This is a genomic window from Microbacterium sp. X-17 (genome assembly GCF_039615055.1).
The window spans coordinates 1,204,313-1,223,911 of sequence record NZ_JBDHNI010000001.1 but is presented as its reverse complement, the minus strand read 5'-3'; the positions used below and the strand labels follow the sequence as shown (position 1 = coordinate 1,223,911).

Sequence of the window (19,599 nt, the reverse complement as noted above, 5' to 3'; positions counted from 1 at the left end):
CTCGAGGGGCACGTCGTTGTCACTTTCCGGGCGGAAAAGTGACAACGACGTGCCCCTCGGCGGTCGTTGCGGGGCTGGTCAGCCCTGGCTGAGCTCCTCGGCTACGAGGAAGGCCAGCTCCAGGGACTGCATGTGGTTCAGGCGCGGGTCGCACAGCGACTCGTAGCGGGTCGCGAGGGTCTCCTCGTCGATGTGCTCCGAGCCGCCGAGGCACTCGGTGACATCGTCGCCGGTGAGCTCCACGTGGATGCCGCCCGGGTGCGTGCCCGCGGCGCGGTGCGCCTCGAAGAAGCCCTTGACCTCGTCCACGACGTCGTCGAAGCGCCGCGTCTTGTAGCCGTTCGGCGTCGTCAGGCCGTTGCCGTGCATCGGGTCGGTGACCCACAGCGGGTTGGCGTCGGAGCGCTTGACGGCCTCCAGCAGCGGAGGCAGGGCGTCACGGATCTTGCCGGCGCCCATCCGCGTGATGAAGGTCAACCGGCCCGGCTCGCGGTTCGGGTCGAGTTTCTCGATGAGCTCCAGCATCGTCTCCGGCGTGGTCGTCGGGCCGAGCTTGACGCCGATCGGGTTGCGGACGCGCGACAGGAAGTCGACGTGCGCGCCGTCGAGGTCGCGGGTGCGCTCGCCGATCCAGACGAAGTGCGCCGACGTGTTGTACGGCGTGCCGGTGCGCGAGTCGATGCGGGTCATCGGGCGCTCGTAGTCCATCAGCAGGCCTTCGTGGCTGCTGTAGAACTCGACGCGGGTCAGCTCGTCGAAGTCCGCCCCCGCGGCCTCCATGAACTTGATGGCGCGGTCGATCTCGCGGGCGAGGCCCTCGTAGCGCTGGTTCGCCGGGTTGGCGGCGAAGCCCCTGTTCCAGCTGTGCACCTCGCGCAGGTCGGCGAAGCCACCCTGGGTGAACGCGCGGATCAGGTTCAGCGTGGAGGCCGCCGTGTGGTAGCCCTGGATCAGCCGGCGCGGGTCGGCCGCGCGCGACTCCGGGGTGAAGTCGTAGCCGTTGACGATGTCGCCGCGGTAGGCCGGCAGGGTGATGTCGCCGCGGGTCTCGGTGTCGCTGGAGCGCGGCTTGGCGAACTGCCCGGCCATCCGGCCCATCTTGATGACGGGGACGGACGCGCCGTAGGTCAGCACGACGGCCATCTGCAGCACCGTCTTGACCCGGTTGCGGATCTGGTCGGCGGTCGCCCCGGCGAAGGTCTCGGCGCAGTCGCCGCCCTGCAGCAGGAACGCCTTGCCCTCCGCCGCGCGGGCGAGCCGGGTGCGGAGCTGGTCCACCTCGCCGGCGAACACCAGCGGGGGCAGGGTCGCGATCTCCGCCGACGCCGCCGCTGCGGCCTCCGCGTCCGGCCACTGCGGCTGCTGCTTGATCGGGAGCGTGCGCCAATAGTCCAGGCCCTCGATCACGGAGTCGTCAGCTTTCACGACGGGATCTGTGGTCTGCAGCACTGTTCTGGGTCCGCTCGGTCGGGTGGATTGGGATAACCGAGCCTATCGCGCCGGACGGGCCTCCGGCGCCGCGGGGGCGGATTGTGACGGGACCGCGACCGGCGGCGGGGAGGCCGGGTCGGCGAGCGCCGCGCGCTTCTCCTTGACCGTGCTGGCGTAGACGTCGACGTACTCCTGCTCGCCCAGGGCGTGCAGCGCGTACATGATCTCGTCGGTGACCGAGCGCAGGATGAAGCGGTCGCCCTCCATCCCCTCGAAGCGGGAGAAGTCGAGCGGCTCCCCGATGATGATCCCGATCCGGCCGATCCGCGGGATGCGGCGGCCGATGGGCATGATCTCCGCGGTGTCGATCATCGCCACGGGCACGACGGGGACACCGGCCTCCAGGATCATCCGCGCGACGCCCGTGCGGCCGCGGTACAGCTTGCCGTCGGGGCTGCGGGTGCCCTCCGGGTAGATGCCGAGGATCTCGCCGCGCGCCAGGACCGCGAGGCCGGTGTTGAGCGAGGCCTCGGAGGCCTTGCCTCCCGAGCGGTCGATGGGGAGCTGGCCGGTGGCGTTCATGAACGCCTTGGTCGCCCAGCCCTTCAGCCCGCGCCGGGTGAAGTAGTCGCTCTTGGCGAGGAACGAGACGTGCCGGTCGACGACGATCGGCAGGAAGATCGAGTCGATGAACGACAGGTGGTTGCTGGCCAGGATGACGGCGCCGTCCGCGGGGACGTTCTCCAGCCCCACGACCCAGGGACGGAAGACGCCCCGGAGCAACGGCCCCGCGATCAGGTTCTTCATCAGCCAGTAGAACATCGATCGAAAGCCTAGTGCCCCGCTCCCCTCACCGGGAGGACCGGCTCACGGCACGACGGGCGTCAGAGCGCCGCGTGCAGGCGGGCGAGGTCGGCCGCGCCGACCACCCCGGCGTCGTTGACCAGCTCCGCGATCCTGAACTCGGGCTCCGGGTGGTAGCCGCGCGCTGGGAGGTTCTCCAGGTACGCCTGCCGGATCGGCTCCAGCAGCAGCTCCCCCGCCTGCGCGACGCCGCCGCCGAAGACGAAGAGCTGCGGGTCGAGGATGGCGCCGAGGCTCGCGCAGGCCTGGCCGAGCCAGTCGCCGAGCTGGCGCAGGGCCGCGAGCGCGCCGGGATCGCCCGCCATGATGAGCCCGGAGATGTCGGCGCCGCTCAGCTCGCCCTTCCTGGTGCGGATGTCCGCGAGGGACTGCCCGATGCCGCCCGCGTCGGCGAGCTCGTTGGCCATCCGCTGCAGCGCCCGGCCGGAGCCGTACTGCTCGATGCAGCCGTGCGCGCCGCAGCCGCAGGGCAGACCGCCCGGCACCACTCGCATGTGGCCGATCTCTGCTCCCGCGCCGAAGCCGCCGCGGAACAGCCGGTCGTTGCTGACGATCGCGCCGCCCACGCCGGTGCCGATGGTGAGGATGACCATGTCGCTGACCAGGCGGCCGGCTCCGTAGCGGAACTCCGCCCAGCCCGCGGCGTTGGCGTCGTTCTCGATGAGCACGGGGAGATCGATGCGCTTCTCGAGCTTCTCGCGGAACGGCTCGTGCCGCCAGTTGATGTTCGGCGCGTAGTAGACGGTCGACTGGGCCGCGTCGATGAAGCCGGCGGCGGCGACGCCCGCGCCCGCGATCGGCTCCGGCCCGTCCGACAGCCGCTCGATCATCGCGACGACGGCGTTCTCGATCTCCTCCGGACGCGTGGCGTCGGTCGGCACGCGGTCCTCCCGGACGATCGCGCCGAGCTCGTCGACGACCGCTCCGGCGATCTTGGTCCCGCCGATGTCGATTCCGATGGCATGCACAGGCGGGCCCCTTCCGGATGGGCGTGGGTCGGGCGAAGGTGGGGGTATGCGGACCGGGCCGTCTCGGGAGACTCCCTGCCGCACCATCTAGAGTGTAATCAACCACTGCGAGCCGGAGCGATTCGGCCCGATTACCCGCCCGCCCGGTATCGAGGGAGCTACCGTGAACCAGTTCGAAACCCCCGCAGTCGTCCCTGCCGACCCGGAGGCCAACGCCACGGACCTGCTCGTGCAGCGGGTCGCCGCCTCACCGGACGCCGCGCTGTTCAGCGTCCCGGACGGCGACGCCTGGAAGGACGTCACGGCGGCGGAGTTCCACCGCCAGGTCGTCGCGCTCGCCAAGGGCCTGGTCGCCGCCGGCATCCAGCCAGGCGACATGATCGGCCTGATGTGCAAGACCCGCTACGAGTGGAGCCTGATCGACTTCGCGGTCTGGTTCGCCGGCGCCGTGCTCGTGCCGATCTACGAGACGTCGTCTCCCGCCCAGGTGCAGTGGAACATGTCCGACTCGGGCGCGAAGGCCGTGATCCTGGAGACCGCGGAGATGTTCTCCCGGTTCGACGAGGTGCACGCCGACCTCCCACTCATCCAGGACGTCTGGCAGCTCCACCTCGGTGACCTCGACAAGCTCGCCGCCGCCGGTGTCGACGTCCCGGACGCCGAGATCGAGCGCCGCAGGAACATCGCGCGCGGCGAGGACATCGGCACCCTGATCTACACCTCCGGCTCCACCGGCCGCCCCAAGGGCTGCGTGCTCACGCACTCCAACTTCGTGGAGCTGTCGCGCAACGCCACCGAAGCGCTCGGCGAAGTCCTGGAGGGCGCCTCCACGCTGCTCTTCATCACGACCGCCCACGTGTTCGCCCGGTTCATCGCCGTGCTGTGCGTCACCGCGGGCGTGAAGGTGGGCCACCAGGCCGACACCAAGCAGCTGCTGCCCGCGCTCGCGAGCTTCAAGCCGACCTTCCTGCTCGCGGTCCCGCGCGTGTTCGAGAAGGTCTACAACTCGGCGGAGCAGAAGGCGGAGGCCGGCGGTCGAGGCAAGATCTTCCGCGCCGCTGCGGAGGTCGCCGTCGAGCACTCCAAGGCCGTCGAGGCCGGCTCGGTGCCGTTCGGACTCAAGCTCAAGTTCGCCCTCTACGACCGGCTGGTGTTCTCCAAGCTGCGTGCCGCGATGGGCGGCCGCGTGAAGTACGCCGTCTCCGGCTCCGCGCCGCTGGGCTCGCACCTCGGCCACTTCTTCCACAGCCTCGGCATCAAGATCCTGGAGGGCTACGGCCTCACCGAGACCACGGCGCCCGCGACTGTGAACCGGCCGGACATGTTCAAGATCGGCACCGTCGGCCCGGCGCTCCCCGGCGTGGACCTGCGCCTGGCGGCCGACGGCGAGATCCAGGTCAGGGGCGTGAACGTCTTCAAGGAGTACTGGAAGAACCCGGAGGCGACCGCCGCGGCGTTCGACGACGGCTGGTTCCGCACCGGCGACCTCGGCTCCTTCGACGCCGACGGCTACCTGACCATCACCGGCCGCAAGAAGGAGATCATCGTCACCGCCGGCGGCAAGAACGTCTCCCCCGCGGCGCTGGAGGACCCGATCCGCGCCAACCCGCTGGTCGGCCAGGTGGTCGTCGTCGGCGACCAGAAGCCGTTCATCGCGGCGCTGGTGACCCTCGACACCGAGATGCTGCCGACCTGGCTGGCGAACAACGGCGAGGACAAGGACATGACCCTCGCCGAGGCGTCCGTGAACCCGGCCGTCAACGCCGAGATCCAGCGCGCGATCGACACGGCCAACCAGGGCGTCTCCCGCGCCGAGAGCATCCGCAAGTTCGTCATCCTCGCCACGGAGCTGACGGAGGCCAGCGGCCACCTGACGCCCAAGCTGAGCATCAAGCGCAACGTGATCCTCGCCGACTTCGCCGACGTGATCGACGGCGTCTACAGCGGCAACCCCAGCACCCAGGGCATCTCGCTGGCCCACTAGCCTCCTGATTCGTGCCGAATGGCGCGAATGGCGCCGCCATTCGCGCCATTCGGCACGAATTCTGCGAGGCGACGCGCGAACGCTTCACGATCCTCGAAGAGGTCCCGGGCAGTGACGCGGACGACGCGCCACCCCTCGGCCTCGAGAAGATCGCGCCGCTCGATGTCGACGTGCCACTGTCGCCGATCGACACGATGCCCGTCCCCCTCGTATTCGAAGGCGACTCGCCGGTTCGGGATGCTGAGATCCGGATGCAACACGAGCCGTCCACTGCGGACGTGCACGGGCGCGTTCACTTCCAACCCGCCGTAGCCGCGATCCTCGAGGAACAATCGGAGCAGGCTCTCGGGCCGTGAGTCGGCTCCCGCACGAATGCGCGGCAATGCCCACATCCGGGCGCGGCCCCCTTTCGTGCGGTGCAGGTCGGCCGCAGCTGCGACGAGCTCCACCAGGCCCGTCAGGGGCGGTCGTCCACGCGCGCCGACCAGGTAGTCGCCGACGGCGACGAGGTCCTCACGGGCGAGCACGCCCGAGAGCTGGCACCACACGTGCGCGGGGACGCTGATCGGCAGCCCGTCGACGAGAGCGCCGCGGAGCATCCCGAGACTGTGCCCGACGACGCCCCGGCCTCTCGGCGCAGAGCGCGGGAAGGCGACGGAGACGTGCAGCAGTTCGCTCTCCGGCAGGGCGGGAAGCGGTGCGCCGAGGAGTGCGGCCGCCGTCTGATGACTGAACCATGCGCCGTCGACCATCCGCGGGAGGTATGCGGCGCAGAGCTCGTGGATGCCGGCCGGCTCGGCCGAGAGGTGGATCGCGTGGAACGGATGTCGGAGGTCGCGCGCCCGCAGCCGCGAGCGGGCGACACCTGATCGCCGCGCGTCGGCGGGCGTGAAGGAGACCCCGCGAAGCGAATCGGGGAGAGGTTGTGGAGTACGCATCCTTCATACTCGGGGCGATGCCGTGTGTCGCGCCCCCACTCCCACAAATCTGTGGAGCACCACAGTTATCCCCAGCGCTCCGCGCACGCGCGATTCGTGCCGAATGGCGCGAATAGTGGCGCCATTCGCGCCATTCGGCACAAATGTCGGCGCGTCAGATCGCGTCGCGCCAGGAGTATTGGGGGGCGTAGCCCAGCACCCGGCGGGCCTTGTCGATCGACAGGAGGGTGTCGTTGTTGTCGAGGTCGTCGCGCTTCAGCGGGACGCCGGGGAAGACCTCGGCGACGAGCTCCGCGTTGGGGCGGCTCATCACGGTGTCGGCGGCGGCGATGATGAAGCGGTCGAAGCCGGTGGTGTCCCACTCCAGGGCCTTCTGGATGGCCTGCGCGCCGTCGCGGGCGTCGATGTAGCCCCAGAGGTTCCACTTGCGGCCGCGGGCGTCCGCGTCGTACGACGGGAAGGCTGCGTAGTCGGCCGGCTCCATCACGTTCGAGAAGCGCAGCGCCACGATCTTCAGGGACGGGTCCCAGCGCACCAGCTCGATCGCCATCTGCTCCTCGAGGTGCTTGACCAGGGAGTAGGTGGACTCCGGGCGGGCCGGGTAGTCCTCGTCCACCGGGATGTACGGCGGCGGCACGTCGAACGGGAGGCCGAGCACGGTCTCGCTGGACGCGTAGACGATGTTCTTGATGCCGGCCCGGCGCGCGGCCTGGAAGACGTTGTAGGTGACGCGGATGTTGTTGTGGAAGGTGGCGACGTCGCTCAGGATCGCCGGCGCCGGGATCGCCGCCAGGTGCACGATGGCGTCGAAGCCGCCGTGCGCGTCGTCGACCCCGAGGATCGCGTCGATCGTCTGGCCGTAGTCGGTCAGGTCGACGCGCACGAAGCCGGGGCCGCGCTCCCCCGTCGCGTCCAGGTTGACGACGGTGTGACCCGCCGCGCGTAGTTCGCGCACTACTGTGCGCCCGAGCTTGCCCGATCCTCCGGTGACTGCGATGTCCATGCAGTCGAGTCTACGGACTCAGAACCAGTCGCTCTCCCGGACCTGGCGCATGGCCTCGCGGCGGGTGTCCTTGTCGAGCCGGTCGAGGTACAGCTTGCCGTCGAGGTGGTCGGTCTCGTGCTGTAGCGCCTGCGCCATGACGCCGGTGCCGCTGAGCTCGATCTCCTTGCCGTCCAGGTCGACGCCGCGGACCCGCGCGAACGGGTAGCGGGCGGTCTTGAACCACAGGCCGGGAACGGACAGGCAGCCCTCGTCCACCAGCTCGGGCTCGCCGGAGACCTCCACGAGCTCCGGGTTGAGGATGTAGCCGACCTCGCCGTCCACGTTGTAGCTGAACGCCCGGAGGCCGACGCCGATCTGCGGGGCGGCGACGCCCGCGCGGCCCGGCGGGATGACGCTGTCGATCAGGTCCTCGACCAGGCCGCGGACGCCCTCGTCGATGTCGCCCACGGGCGCGGACGGGGTCTTCAGGACGGGGTCGCCGAACAGGCGGATCTGACGTTCGGTCACGGGGATCTCCTCGGGCGCGGGATGCGCGGGGTGGGACGGGAGCGGATCAGGCGCGCTCGGCGGGCAGGCCCTCCACCACGAGCGCGGCGAGCGCCCGGGCGGACAGCTTGGTCAGGGGCTTGAGGTCCTTCCAGTTGACCACGGAGCCGGCGGCCAGCTGCGGGTCGTACGGGATGCGGACGATCTCGCGTACGCGCGAGCGGAAGTGCGACTCGATCTCCTCGAGCTTCACCAGGTTGGTCGCGTGGGTGGCGGTGTTGAGGGCGACCACGGCATTGCGGACGAGGTCGGTGTAGCCGTTCGCCTCCAGCCAGGTGAGGGTCTCCGACGCCAGGCGGGCCTCGTCGACGCTGCCGCCGGAGACGATCACGATCTCGTCCGCGCGCTGCAGGGTGGCCCGCATCACCGAGTGGACGATGCCGGTGCCGCAGTCGGTCAGCACGATGGAGTAGAACCGGGCGGCCAGGTCGGCGACGACGTTGTAGTCGTTCTCGTCGAACGCCTCGGACAGCATCGGGTCGGTGTCGGAGGCGAGGATGTCGAGCCGGGTCTCGTCGCGCGAGACGAGCGCGGAGAAGTCGGTGAAGCCGCCGATGCTCGCCGCCTTGTGCACGACGTCGCGCACGGTCGCACGGGTCTGCTTGGGGACGCGCTCGGAGAGCGTGCCGCGGTCGGGGTTGGCGTCGACCGCGATGATGCGGTCCTCGCGCGCGTCGGCCAGTGCCATCCCGAGCAGCGTGGTGACGGTGGTCTTGCCGACGCCGCCCTTGCGGGTGAGGACGGGCACGAAGCGCGTGCCGCCCTCGAACTGCTTCTGGATGCGGTGGTCGAGCTCCTTGCGGGCGCGCACCTTGGCGGAGTCGCCCAGGTTCACCGTGCGGAACGTCGTGTTGTAGACGAAGCGCTGCCACGGCCCCTCCGGGCCCGGGCGCGTCTTGCGGTTGACCTCCAGCAGGCGGTCGGCGGTCAGCATCGCGGCCGGCTCGGGCTGCGGCGAGTGCTCGCCGCGGAGGCGGTCGCGGCGCGACTGCGCGTAGGCGTCGTGGCCGGGCAGCGGCACGACGCCGTCGCCGTGCTCGGCGTCCTCCTGCGTCGGCGTCGGGCCGGTCGCCAGCCGCGAGGCGACGATGGCGACCGACATCGTGGTCGGCTCGGTCGGCGACGCGACGAAGCCCGGGTCGACGGGGACGTCGTCGATCGCGACGGCGGCCTCGTCCTCCGGCACCTCCTGCGGCGCAGCGGGAGGCAGGTCGACGGCGATGGTCAGCTTGGTGTCGATGTCGAGGGGGGACGGCCTGAACGCCGGTTCGACGTCCTTGGCGAGGTCGCCGTTCTCCGGCTCCTCGGGCTTGTCTGCCACGCTTGCACTCCTCCTGCCGCTCGACGGCGGCGACTGCGACAGTTTACCGGGCGGCCGCCCGCGTCGACAGCGAGCGGTCCGCGCCGGACGCGCCGCAGCGCTCCCCGCGCGGGCGGAGAGCGCTGCGGACCGTGCCGGTCAGGCGGGGGTGATGACGACCAGGAGGTCGCCCGCGTCCACCTGCTGGGTCTTCGGGATGGCGAGGCGCTCGATCGTGCCGGCGACGGGGGCGGTGATCCCCGCCTCCATCTTCATGGCCTCGATCGACGCGACGGCCTGGCCCGCGGCCACGGTGTCGCCAGGGACCACGTGCAGCGTCACGACGCCGGAGAACGGCGCGGCGACGTGGCCGGGCTTGGCGGAGTCGGCCTTCTCGGCCGCCTTCGTCTCGACCGTGATGCTGCGGTCGCGCACGAACACCGGCCGGAGCTGGCCGTTGAGCGTGGTCATGACCGTGCGCATGCCCTTGTCGTCGGCCTCGCCGATGGCCTCCAGGCCGATGTAGAGCCGCACGCCCTTGCTGAACTCTATGACGTGCTCCTCGACCGGGGAGAGGCCGTAGAGGTAGTCGACCGAGTCGACCACCGACAGGTCCCCGAAGAGCTCCCGCATCTGCTCGTAGATGCGCGTGGGGGCCGGGAAGAGCAGGCGGTTGAGCGTCGCCCGGCGCTCGGCGCTGGAGCCCTCCAGCGCCTCCGCGTCGGCGGCGGGCAGGTCCTCGACGCCGACCTTGACGTTCTTGCCCGCCAGCACCTTGGTGCGGAACGGCTCCGGCCAGCCGCCGGGCAGCTCGCCCAGCTCGCCGGCCATGAAGCCGACGACCGAGTCCGGGATGTCGTAGTTCTGCGGGTTCTCGGCGAAGTCGTCCGGGTCGGCCCGCACGGCCGCGAGGTGGAGGGCGAGGTCGCCGACGACCTTCGACGACGGCGTGACCTTGGGGATGCGGCCGAGGATGCGGTTGGCCGCGGCGTACATGTCCTCGACCAGCTCGAAGTCCTCCGCGAGGCCGAGCGCCTTGGCCTGCTGGCGCAGGTTGGAGAGCTGGCCGCCGGGGATCTCGTGCTTGTAGACACGGCCGGTGGGGCCGGGCAGACCCGACTCGAACGGGCGGTAGACCTGGCGAACGGCCTCCCAGTACGGTTCGAGGTCCTCGACCGCGGTCAGCGAGATGCCGGTGTCGCGCTCGGTGTGGGCCAGGGCCGCGACGAGGGCGGAGGCGCTCGGCTGGCTGGTGGTTCCCGCCATCGGCGCGCTGGCCACGTCGACCGCGTCGGCGCCGGCGCGCGAGGCCGCGAGCAGCGTCGCGAGCTGACCGCCCGGGGTGTCGTGCGTGTGGACGTGGACCGGGAGGTCGAACCGTTCGCGGAACGCCGCCACCAGCTTCTCGGCGGCGGCCGGACGGAGCAGGCCCGCCATGTCCTTGATCGCGAGGATGTGCGCGCCGGACTCCACGATCTGCTCCGCGAGGCGCAGGTAGTAGTCGAGCGTGTAGAGGTTCTCGGCCGGGTCGAGCAGGTCGGCGGTGTAGCAGACCGCGACCTCCGCGATGGACGATCCGGTGGCGAGCACCGACTCGATCGCCGGGCGCATCTGCGACACGTCGTTGAGCGCGTCGAAGATGCGGAAGATGTCGACGCCGGTCGCCGCGGCCTCCCGCACGAACGCGTCGGTCACCTGGGTCGGGTACGGGGTGTAGCCGACGGTGTTGCGGCCGCGCAGCAGCATCTGGATGTTGATGTTCGGCAGCGCCTCGCGCAGCGACGCCAGCCGCTCCCACGGGTCCTCGCCGAGGAAGCGCAGCGCGACGTCGTAGGTCGCGCCGCCCCAGGCCTCCACCGACAGCAGCTCGGGGGTGAGCCGGGCGACGTAGGGTGCGACGGCCAGGAGGTCCTTGGTGCGCACGCGGGTCGCGAGCAGCGACTGGTGCGCGTCCCGGAAGGTGGTCTCGGTGACCGCGAGGGCGGTCTGCGCACGCAGCGCCTCGGCGAAGCCCTTCGGCCCCAGCTCCAGCAGCTTCTGACGCGAGCCGGCGGGCGCGGGCACGCTCAGGTCGAGGCGCGGCAGCTTCTCCACCGGGTCGGCGACCTCCGGGCGCGGGCCGTTCGGCTGGTTGACCGTGACGTCGGCCAGCCAGTTGAGCACCTTGGTGCCGCGGTCCTTCGACTCGCGGCCCTTGAAGAGCTGCGGACGCTCCTCGATGAAGGAGGTGGAGACGTTGCCCGCGATGAAGTCCGGGTCCTCCATGACCGCCTGCAGGAACGGGATGTTCGTGGCGACGCCGCGGACGCGGAACTCCGCCAGCGCACGGCGCGCGCGCAGCACGGCGGCCGGGAAGTCGCGACCCCGGGTGATGAGCTTGGCGAGCATCGAGTCGAAGTGCGGGCTGATCTGGGCGCCCGGGTTGATCGTGCCGCCGTCGAGGCGGATGCCGGCGCCGCCGGGCGAGCGGTACGTCGTGATCTTGCCGGTGTCGGGACGGAACCCGGCGGTCGGGTCCTCCGTGGTGATGCGGCACTGGAGGGCCGCGCCGCGCATCTGCACCGTGTCCTGGCTGAGGCCGAGGTCGGCCAGGGTCTCCCCCGCCGCGATCCGGATCTGCGACTGCACGAGGTCGACGTCGGTGATCTCCTCGGTCACGGTGTGCTCGACCTGGATGCGCGGGTTCATCTCGATGAAGACGTGCTCACCCGCTCGGTCACCCGCGGTGTCGAGCAGGAACTCGACCGTGCCGGCGTTCTCGTAGCCGATGGACTTCGCGAAGGCGATGGCGTCGCGGTAGAGCGACTGGCGGATCTCGTCGGAGAGGTTCGGCGCCGGGGCGATCTCGACCACCTTCTGGTGGCGGCGCTGCACCGAGCAGTCGCGCTCGAACAGGTGGATGGTGTCGCCGGCGGAGTCGGCGAGGATCTGCACCTCGATGTGGCGCGGGCGCAGCACGGCCTGCTCCAGGAACATGGTGGGGTCGCCGAACGCACTGTCGGCCTCGCGCATGGCCTCCTCCAGCGACCCGCGCAGCTCCTCCTTGGTCGCGACGCGGCGCATGCCGCGGCCGCCGCCTCCGGCGACCGCCTTGGCGAAGATCGGGAACCCGATCGCGTCGGCTCCCGCGAGCAGCTCCTCGATGTCGCGCGACGGCGGGGTGGACTTGAGGACCGGGACGCCCGCGGCGATCGCGTGCTCCTTGGCCGTCACCTTGTTGCCGGCCATCTCCAGCACCTCGGCGCGCGGGCCGATGAACGCGATCCCCGCCGCGCGGGCGGCCTCCGCCAGCTCGGGGTTCTCGGAGAGGAAGCCGTACCCGGGGTAGATCGCGTCGGCGCCGGACTCCTTGGCGACCCTGATGATCTCCTGCACATCCAGGTAGGCGCGCACCGGGTGCCCGGGCTCGCCGATCTGGTAGGCCTCGTCCGCCTTCAGCCGGTGCATCGAGTTGCGGTCTTCGTAGGGGAAGACGGCGACCGTGGCGGCGCCCAGTTCGTAGGCGGCGCGGAAGGCCCTGATGGCGATTTCACCGCGGTTGGCAACGAGGATCTTACGGAACATGGGGACCTTTCGAGCAGGGGTCGGCACCACACAGCAAACGGTTAGGTACTCCAAGACTAGTGAAGGTAACGTGGCTGTCGTGCACGTACTCAGCGTTAGTTCCCTCAAGGGCGGTGTCGGAAAGACCACGGTGACACTTGGTCTGGCCTCGGCGGCGTTCGCTAAAGGGCTCCGTACGCTGGTCGTCGACCTCGACCCGCAGTCCGACGTCTCGACCGGCATGGACATCCAGGTCGCCGGTCACCTCAACGTCGCCGACGTGCTCGCCTCCCCCAAGGAGAAGATCGTCCGCGCGGCGATCGCGCCCTCCGGCTGGACCAGGGGACGCCCGGGCAAGGTCGATGTGATGATCGGCAGCCCGTCCGCGATCAACTTCGACGGCCCGCACCCGAGCATCCGCGACATCTGGAAGCTCGAGGAGGCGCTGGCCAACGTCGAGCACGACTACGAGCTGGTGCTGATCGACTGCGCCCCGTCGCTGAATGCGCTCACCCGCACGGCCTGGGCGGCCAGCGACCGCGTCGCGGTCGTGACCGAGCCCGGCCTGTTCTCGGTGGCGGCCGCCGACCGCGCGCTGCGTGCGATCGAGGAGATCCGCCGCGGACTGTCGCCGCGCCTCCAGCCGCTCGGCATCATCGTCAACCGCGCGCGCGTGCAGTCGCTGGAGCACCAGTTCCGCATCAAGGAGCTGCGCGACATGTTCGGCCCGCTGGTGCTCGCGCCCCAGCTCCCCGAGCGCACGTCGCTTCAGCAGGCGCAGGGCGCCGCGAAGCCGCTGCACGTCTGGCCGGGTGAAAGCGCACAGGAAATGGCCCACAACTTCGACCTGCTCCTGGAGCGCGTCCTCCGCACCGCCAAAATCGGCGAGTACGCGGTCGCCGGCAACTAACGCCGCCGAGTACGTCATAAATCGACGAAAAACGGCCGAGTACGCGGATTATCGACGTACTCGACGGTTACGGGTGGGTCAGGAGGCCTTGGACTTGGCGGCTCGGCGGGCGGCGAGCTCGTCGAGGTCGTCGCCCTGGGTGTCGAGCTCGACCAGGGAGGACTCGACCTCGCGGAGGACCTTGCCGACGGCGATGCCGAAGACGCCCTGGCCGCGGCTGACCAGGTCGATGACCTCGTCGTTCGACGTGCACAGGTAGACGCTCGCGCCGTCGCTCATCAGCGTGGTCTGGGCCAGGTCGTTGACGCCCGCCTCGCGGAGCTGGTTGACGGCCGTGCGGATCTGCTGCAGCGAGATGCCGGTGTCGAGGAGGCGCTTGACCAGCTTGAGCACGAGGATGTCGCGGAAGCCGTACAGGCGCTGCGAGCCGGAGCCGGCCGCGCCGCGAACCGTGGGCTCCACGAGGCCGGTGCGCGCCCAGTAGTCGAGCTGGCGGTAGGAGATGCCGGCCGCGCGGGCCGCGACGGCGCCGCGGTAGCCGTTGGCGTCGTCCATCTCGGGGAGGCCGTCGGTGAACAGCAGCCCCAGGTCGTACCGGGCGGCGTCGTTGTCACGACTCAGTTCGCTCATGATGACTGCCCCTCGGTTGACGGATCGTGCGCTTCATGATGAGGCGCTTCAACCACGGTACCCATCCCCCGGTCGCCGGGCAACGACATCCGGAAAACGTCCTCGGCGTGTCGAGCCGGTCAGGGCTGGAGGCGCGTCAGCGCGGCCCGGATGATGCTGCCGCGGACGACGTCCAGCTGGCCTGCGATCTCGCGGGCGAGCTCGGCGGTCTGCGGTCCGGCCGTCACGTCCTTGCGGCGCGCGAGCGGCACGAGAGCCGTCTCGATCAGCCCGATCTCGCGCTCGGCGGCGGCGCGGAAGCCGCGCAGGTGGCGCGGGCCGATGCCGGTGCGGGACAGCTCGGCGAGCGCGCGGAGCACCGTCAGCGTCTCCTCGCCGTAGACCTCGGCCGGCACGACCAGCGACGCGCTGATCGCCTCCTGCAGGAGCTCGGGCGTCGCGCCCGCCTCGCGGAGCAGTTCGTCGCGCTTGAATCGGCGGCCGGCCGGGAGCATCGACGAGCCCTCGCGCGCACCTCCCGGCAGCGGCGGGTTCTCGCCCGCGTCGACCGCGGCGAGGTACTTCTTGATGACCTTGAGCGGGAGGTAGTTGTCCCGCTGCATCGCCAGCACGGTGTGCAGCCGCTCCACGTCGGCGGGCGAGAACTTGCGGTAGCCCGACGCCGTGCGCGACGGCGAGATGAGCCCGCGCTCCTCCAGGAAGCGCAGCTTGGACGACGAGAGGTCCGGGAACTCGGGGGTCAGGCGCGCCAGCACCTGGCCGATCGAGAGCAGTGCGGGCGAGGCCGTGTGCGCCCTCGCTGCTTGCCGGGCCACTGGCTCGTTAGTTCTTCGCCGCGGCGGCGAGGTCTTGGCGCGAGGCGTAGAACGTGAGGCGGAACTTGCCGATCTGGACCTCGGACGAGTCGCTGAGTAGCGCGCTCTCGATGCGCACGCCGTCGTAGTACGTGCCGTTGAGCGAGCCCAGGTCGCGGACCTCGAAGGCCGTGCCGCGGCGGGTGAACTCCGCGTGGCGGCGCGAGACGGTCACGTCGTCGAGGAAGATGTCGGCGTTCGGGTGGCGACCCGCGCTCGTGACGTCGGCGTCGAGGAGGAAACGCGCGCCGGTGTTGGGACCGCGCCGCACGATGAGCAGGGCCGAGCCGGACGGCAGCGCCGCGATCGCCTCCTGCTCCTCGGGGCTGATCTCCCCGTCCATGGGGAACATCTTGGAGATGAACTCCTCGCCGAAGCGCGCGGTCGTGTCCTCGTTCCCCGTCGCGGCTTCGCGCAGGGGGTTCTCGGCGTCGCGGCCGTCGTCATCGGCAGCAGAAGCCCATCCAGGGTAGTTCTCGTCAGGCACCGTCAACCTCCTCGTGGTCAAGCCTATCGGAATGTGGCCCGCTGTCATCGGCCGGAAGGCGGATGACCCGGGCGGTCTCCCGAATGTAGACGATGCCGGCCCACCAGTAGAGGAACGCGCCCCACAGCGCGAAGGCCCAGCCGAGCGGCAACGAGTAAGGCGCGAGCGGGTCGAATGCCTCCCCCAGCATGAGCAGCGGGAGCGCCCAGAACAGGCAGAACGTGGCGACCTTGCCGAGGTGGTGGACCGGCAGCGGGCCGTAGCCATGATTGGCCAGGATCACCCCGAGCACCGCCAGCATGACGTCGCGCGCGAGGATCACCGCCACGAGCCACCAGGGGATGACCTCCCGCCAGGCCAGGCCGACCAGGGCGGCGAAGATGTAGAGGCGGTCGGCGGCGGGGTCGAGGAGCTGCCCGAGCCGGGACACCTGGTTCAGCTTGCGTGCGAGCCAGCCGTCGAGGAAGTCGGTGATGCTGGAGACGACGAGGACGAGGAGGGCGAGAGCGTCCTCCCCCGTGATCACGAACGCCAGGAACACCGGCACCAGAGCGAGCCGGAAGAAGCTGAGGACGTTCGGGATCGTCCACACGCGCGAGCTCACCGCGCCGACTGCATCCACGATTCCACTCTACTGACCGTGGTCCTCCCGTCGAGGGAGGTCTGCGACCCTAGGATGTGGGGCGTGGAGCCCTTCTTCGTGTGCCTTTGGATCCTCGCGGGCGTGTGCGCCGCGACCTGGGTGCTGTCGCTGATCACGGGCGAGCACTCCTGGGTGGACCGCATCTGGTCGGTCGTGCCCGTCGTCTACGTCTGGGTGTTCGCGATCGCGGCCGGACTCCAGGACGCCAGGCTCGACCTGATGGCCGGGCTCGTGACGCTCTGGGGCGGGCGGTTGACCTTCAACTTCGCGCGCAAGGGCGGCTACGCGCCGGGCGGCGAGGACTACCGCTGGGAGGTGCTGCGCGGCCGGATGGGCCGTGGCGCCTTCGCGGTCTTCAATCTGTTCTTCATCGTGATCTACCAGAACGTGCTGCTCCTGCTGATCGCGCTTCCGGCGTGGACCGCGTTCCAGCACAGAACGGCGTTGAACGGATTCGACCTCGTCTGCGCCGTGCTGTTCCTGGTGCTGCTCGCGGGCGAGACGGTCGCCGACCAGCAGCAGTGGGTCTTCCAGAACCGGAAGAGGGCGGAGGTCGCCGCCGGGCGCGAGCCGAGCCCGCGCTTCCTGCAGACCGGGCTGTTCCGCTACTCGCGGCACCCCAACTTCTTCTGCGAGCAGGCACAGTGGTGGGTGGTCTTCCTGTTCGGCTGCGTCGCCGCCGGCTCGCTGCTGCAGTGGACGGTGATCGGGCCGCTGCTGCTCACGGGCCTCTTCATCGGCTCGACGGTCTTCACCGAGAGCATCTCGCGGTCGCGGTACCCCGAGTACGCGGAGTACCAGCGCCGCACGTCGCCGATCGTGCCGTGGTTCCCGCGCCGCGGCGGGGAGGCCGTCACGGCGCGGTCGTGACCGCTCGCGCCGGACGCGGGAAAGCCTCCCGCATGTGGTCGGAGTCGAGGTAGTCGGCCACGCCGATCAGGATGAGGCTGAACACGATCTGCTCGGTCACCATCCAGAACGGGTAGAGGCCGGGGATCGCCGCGATCACGAGCGTGACGACGGGGAAGATCTTCGAGAACAGCCGCAGCCGCGAGTAGGCCCAGTAGTAGCCCTTCTGCGCGCGCCAGGCGAAGTAGAACAGCGTGACGGTCATGCCGAGCACGACGACGGAGCGCATCCAGACCGCGAACGGGACGGGCGCGCCGTCGAGCGTGAGCACCGAGGCGATGACGACGGCGGTGGTGCCGACGAGGAGCTCGGCGACCAGCAGCCAGGCGATGACGACGAATGCGCGGCGCGTCCGCGGGTGGTCGCGCCCCTCCTCCGGGACGGTGTAACCGGCGTGGCGTCCGCCCGCGATCCGGTCGAGCCGTCGGAGCAGTGAATCCATGCATTTACGGTAACCCGACGCGGCTGGGAGCCGCTTCCACCTTTCGATGGATCCAGCGCGTACCGTGGAGTCCATGTCCTGCATCCGCTTCAACACCCCCGCGCAGCGCCAGGCCATGCGCGACCACAGCCCCGCGATGCTGACCGCGGAGGAGGCCGCGGCGCTGCACCCGGCCCCGGAGTTCACGGAGAGCAAGCTGCGGCGGCTGCGGCTGCTGGCGGCGGACCCGAACCCGAAGATCCGGGAGGCCGTCGCCTCCAGCTACAACACGCCCGTCGACCTGTTCGAGGCGCTCGCGAAGGACCCGGACGAGGGCGTGCGCGGCTGCGTCGCGAAGAACGAGGCGACGCCGTGCGACATCCTGCGCGCGCTGGCCGGCGACCGGTCGGAGACGGTGCGCGGCTGGGTCGCGGTGAACTACTACGTTCCGGCCGATGTGATGGAGACGCTGGCGAAGGACCGGAGCAGGACCGTGCGCAGCCTCGTGAAGTGGAAGGCGCAGCTCGCCGAGGAGGAGGGCACCGCGGGCCGGGCGCCGGAGCCCGCGCTGCACCCATGACAGGCCCGGCGATGACGGGCGTCCGCGTCGACGCCTGGGCGTGGGCGGTGCGGCTCTACAAGACCCGCTCGGCGGCCTCCGACGCCTGCAAGGCCGGGCACCTGAAGGTGAACGGCGATCGGGCGAAGCCCTCGCAGCAGGTGAAGGTGGATGACGAGGTGCGCGCCTTCGTCGGCGGCTCGGAGAAGATCTACATCGCGCGAAAGCTGATCGTGAAGCGCGTCGGCGCCGCCGTCGCGGCCGAGTGCTTCGAGGACCGCACGCCTCCCCCGCCGCCGAAGGCCGAGACGCCGTCGGACGTCACGCGGGAGCGCGGGGCCGGCCGCCCGACCAAGCGCGACCGGCGCCTGCTCGACCAGCTCCGGGGCCGCTGATGGCGGTGGCGCGGGTGGGGATCTCCGGGTGGACGTACGCGCCGTGGCGCGGCGTGTTCTACCCGAAGGGCCTGCCGCACCGCGCCGAGCTGGAGTACGCCTCCGAGCGGCTCAACTCGATCGAGCTCAACGGCAGCTTCTACGCGCTGCAGAAGCCCTCCAGCTATCGCAGCTGGGCGGCGAGCACGCCGGACGACTTCGTGTTCTCGGTGAAGGGCGGCCGCTACATCACGCACATCCTGCGCCTGAAGAACGCGCGGACGGCCGTGGCCAACCTGTTCGCCTCCGGCGTGCTGACGCTCGGCCCCAAACTCGGCCCGCTGCTGTGGCAGCTGCCGCCGAACCTGCAGTTCGACGCGGAGGCGCTGGACGCGTTCCTGGGGATGCTGCCGAAGACCACCGCGGAGGCCCGGGCGCTGGCGGCGGACACAACCCTGGAGCAGGACCGGACGGACTACTCCGGCAACGACGACCGGCCGCTCCGGCACGCGGTGGAGGCACGGCACCCGAGCTTCACCGACCCGGCGTTCCCGCGTACGTGCCGCGCGCACGGCGTCGCCGTGGTGCTCGCGGACACGGCCGGGCGCTATCCCGTGCTGCGCGAGACGACGGCCGATTTCGTGTACGTGCGGCTGCACGGCGATGAGGAGCTGTACGCGAGCGGGTACACCGACGAGGCGCTCGACCGCTGGGCCGGCGAGCTGCGGGCGCGGCTGGCCGACGGGCTGGACGTGTACGCCTACTTCGACAACGACCTGAAGGTGCGGGCGCCGTACGACGCGATGGGGTTGCTGGGGCGGCTGCGCTAGCCCGCCAGCACCGACATGACGTTCCCCGCCGGGTCGCGGAACCACGCGATGTCCGGACCGCGGTTCGCCGCGCGGCCGCGCGCGATGCCCTTCTCGTCGGTGTGGAAGGCGTCGTCGTCGTAGATTTTGGTGACGACTCCCTTCGCGTTCAGGTCGTCGACGGCGGCGTCGATGTCGTCCACCGCCAGGTTCAGGATGGTGAAGCTCGCCGGGGTGTGGTCCGGCTTCGGGTAGACGAACACGTGGCCGCCGCTCGGGAGGGCGATATCGAGGTTGCCGCCGGGACCCTCCGTCACGTCCAGGCCGAGGGCGTCGCGGTAGAAGTCGCGGGCGGCGTCGATGTCGTTGACGCTGAAGCCGCTGAAGATGTCGATTGCGTTGACCATGCCGCCCACTCTGCCC

The 19,599-nt window shown here is 70.5% G+C and carries 20 protein-coding genes; 6 read left to right on the top strand and 14 right to left on the bottom strand.

The window, feature by feature from the left end; genetic code table 11:
• Positions 1 to 78: 78 nt before the first annotated feature.
• From ABCS02_RS06010 to ABCS02_RS06000, 3 genes are all read right to left on the bottom strand, one after another.
• Positions 79 to 1,407 carry a 3-deoxy-7-phosphoheptulonate synthase class II gene (locus ABCS02_RS06010; RefSeq protein ID WP_345835179.1) on the bottom strand — a complete coding sequence of 443 codons (1,329 nt, stop codon included), beginning with the start codon at positions 1,405 to 1,407 and terminating at the stop codon, positions 79 to 81.
• Positions 1,408 to 1,491: 84 nt separating this feature from the next.
• Entirely contained in the window at positions 1,492 to 2,253 is a 762-nt protein-coding gene (locus ABCS02_RS06005) for a lysophospholipid acyltransferase family protein (protein WP_345834684.1), read from the bottom strand.
• A gap of 62 nt (positions 2,254 to 2,315) precedes the next feature.
• Positions 2,316 to 3,263: an ROK family glucokinase gene (locus ABCS02_RS06000; protein WP_345834683.1), complete on the bottom strand. Its 948-nt coding sequence runs from the start codon at positions 3,261 to 3,263 to the stop codon at positions 2,316 to 2,318.
• A gap of 163 nt (positions 3,264 to 3,426) precedes the next feature.
• On the opposite strand from ABCS02_RS06000, the gene ABCS02_RS05995 reads away from it, so the two are divergent.
• Positions 3,427 to 5,247, top strand: a complete 1,821-nt coding sequence (locus ABCS02_RS05995) for an AMP-binding protein (RefSeq protein WP_345834682.1) — start codon at positions 3,427 to 3,429, stop codon at positions 5,245 to 5,247.
• On the opposite strand, the gene ABCS02_RS05990 is transcribed toward ABCS02_RS05995, so the two are convergent.
• From ABCS02_RS05990 to ABCS02_RS05970, 5 genes are all read right to left on the bottom strand, one after another.
• Complete coding sequence (locus tag ABCS02_RS05990; RefSeq protein ID WP_345834681.1) at positions 5,244 to 5,999, bottom strand: hypothetical protein; 756 nt, start codon at positions 5,997 to 5,999, stop codon at positions 5,244 to 5,246. The genes ABCS02_RS05995 and ABCS02_RS05990 overlap by 4 nt on opposite strands.
• A gap of 340 nt (positions 6,000 to 6,339) precedes the next feature.
• A complete protein-coding gene (locus ABCS02_RS05985; protein ID WP_345834680.1) occupies positions 6,340 to 7,188 on the bottom strand; it encodes an NAD(P)-dependent oxidoreductase in 849 nt (282 codons plus the stop codon).
• A gap of 18 nt (positions 7,189 to 7,206) precedes the next feature.
• Positions 7,207 to 7,698, bottom strand: coding sequence for a peptide deformylase (def, locus tag ABCS02_RS05980; RefSeq protein ID WP_345834679.1), 492 nt, complete (start codon positions 7,696 to 7,698; stop codon positions 7,207 to 7,209).
• Between the two features lie 46 nt (positions 7,699 to 7,744).
• Positions 7,745 to 9,058 (bottom strand): MinD/ParA family protein, encoded by a 1,314-nt coding sequence (locus ABCS02_RS05975; RefSeq protein ID WP_345834678.1) that lies wholly within the window; start codon positions 9,056 to 9,058, stop codon positions 7,745 to 7,747.
• A gap of 138 nt (positions 9,059 to 9,196) precedes the next feature.
• Positions 9,197 to 12,601, bottom strand: a complete 3,405-nt coding sequence (locus ABCS02_RS05970) for a pyruvate carboxylase (protein ID WP_345834677.1) — start codon at positions 12,599 to 12,601, stop codon at positions 9,197 to 9,199.
• A gap of 79 nt (positions 12,602 to 12,680) precedes the next feature.
• On the opposite strand from ABCS02_RS05970, the gene ABCS02_RS05965 reads away from it, so the two are divergent.
• On the top strand, positions 12,681 to 13,490 hold the full coding sequence (locus tag ABCS02_RS05965) for a ParA family protein (RefSeq protein ID WP_345834676.1): 810 nt from the start codon (positions 12,681 to 12,683) through the stop codon (positions 13,488 to 13,490).
• 78 nt (positions 13,491 to 13,568) lie between these two features.
• On the opposite strand, the gene ABCS02_RS05960 is transcribed toward ABCS02_RS05965, so the two are convergent.
• From ABCS02_RS05960 to ABCS02_RS05945, 4 genes are all read right to left on the bottom strand, one after another.
• On the bottom strand, positions 13,569 to 14,120 hold the full coding sequence (locus tag ABCS02_RS05960; protein ID WP_345834675.1) for a MerR family transcriptional regulator: 552 nt from the start codon (positions 14,118 to 14,120) through the stop codon (positions 13,569 to 13,571).
• 119 nt (positions 14,121 to 14,239) lie between these two features.
• On the bottom strand, positions 14,240 to 14,935 hold the full coding sequence (locus tag ABCS02_RS05955; RefSeq protein ID WP_345834673.1) for a MerR family transcriptional regulator: 696 nt from the start codon (positions 14,933 to 14,935) through the stop codon (positions 14,240 to 14,242).
• A 7-nt stretch (positions 14,936 to 14,942) separates the two neighbouring features.
• Entirely contained in the window at positions 14,943 to 15,461 is a 519-nt protein-coding gene (locus ABCS02_RS05950; protein ID WP_345834672.1) for an FHA domain-containing protein, read from the bottom strand.
• Positions 15,454 to 16,083, bottom strand: coding sequence for a CDP-alcohol phosphatidyltransferase family protein (locus tag ABCS02_RS05945; RefSeq protein ID WP_345834671.1), 630 nt, complete (start codon positions 16,081 to 16,083; stop codon positions 15,454 to 15,456). The genes ABCS02_RS05950 and ABCS02_RS05945 overlap by 8 nt, the downstream gene beginning before the upstream one ends.
• 63 nt (positions 16,084 to 16,146) lie before the next feature.
• On the opposite strand from ABCS02_RS05945, the gene ABCS02_RS05940 reads away from it, so the two are divergent.
• Positions 16,147 to 16,974 (top strand): DUF1295 domain-containing protein, encoded by an 828-nt coding sequence (locus ABCS02_RS05940; protein ID WP_345834670.1) that lies wholly within the window; start codon positions 16,147 to 16,149, stop codon positions 16,972 to 16,974.
• Here the strand turns inward: ABCS02_RS05940 and ABCS02_RS05935 are convergent.
• Positions 16,958 to 17,455: a hypothetical protein gene (locus ABCS02_RS05935; protein WP_345834669.1), complete on the bottom strand. Its 498-nt coding sequence runs from the start codon at positions 17,453 to 17,455 to the stop codon at positions 16,958 to 16,960. The genes ABCS02_RS05940 and ABCS02_RS05935 overlap by 17 nt on opposite strands.
• A gap of 73 nt (positions 17,456 to 17,528) precedes the next feature.
• Here ABCS02_RS05935 and ABCS02_RS05930 point away from each other — a divergent pair, with 73 nt between their 5' ends.
• The 3 genes from ABCS02_RS05930 to ABCS02_RS05920 are packed head-to-tail and all read left to right on the top strand — an operon-like array spanning position 17,529 to position 19,197.
• Positions 17,529 to 18,014 (top strand): hypothetical protein, encoded by a 486-nt coding sequence (locus tag ABCS02_RS05930; protein ID WP_345834668.1) that lies wholly within the window; start codon positions 17,529 to 17,531, stop codon positions 18,012 to 18,014.
• 11 nt (positions 18,015 to 18,025) lie between these two features.
• Positions 18,026 to 18,388: a S4 domain-containing protein gene (locus ABCS02_RS05925; RefSeq protein ID WP_345834667.1), complete on the top strand. Its 363-nt coding sequence runs from the start codon at positions 18,026 to 18,028 to the stop codon at positions 18,386 to 18,388.
• Entirely contained in the window at positions 18,388 to 19,197 is an 810-nt protein-coding gene (locus tag ABCS02_RS05920; protein WP_345834666.1) for a DUF72 domain-containing protein, read from the top strand. Before ABCS02_RS05925 ends, ABCS02_RS05920 begins: the two co-directional genes overlap by 1 nt.
• On the opposite strand, the gene ABCS02_RS05915 is transcribed toward ABCS02_RS05920, so the two are convergent.
• Positions 19,194 to 19,583 (bottom strand): VOC family protein, encoded by a 390-nt coding sequence (locus ABCS02_RS05915; protein WP_345834665.1) that lies wholly within the window; start codon positions 19,581 to 19,583, stop codon positions 19,194 to 19,196. The genes ABCS02_RS05920 and ABCS02_RS05915 overlap by 4 nt on opposite strands.
• Between the last annotated feature and the right edge of the window lie 16 nt (positions 19,584 to 19,599).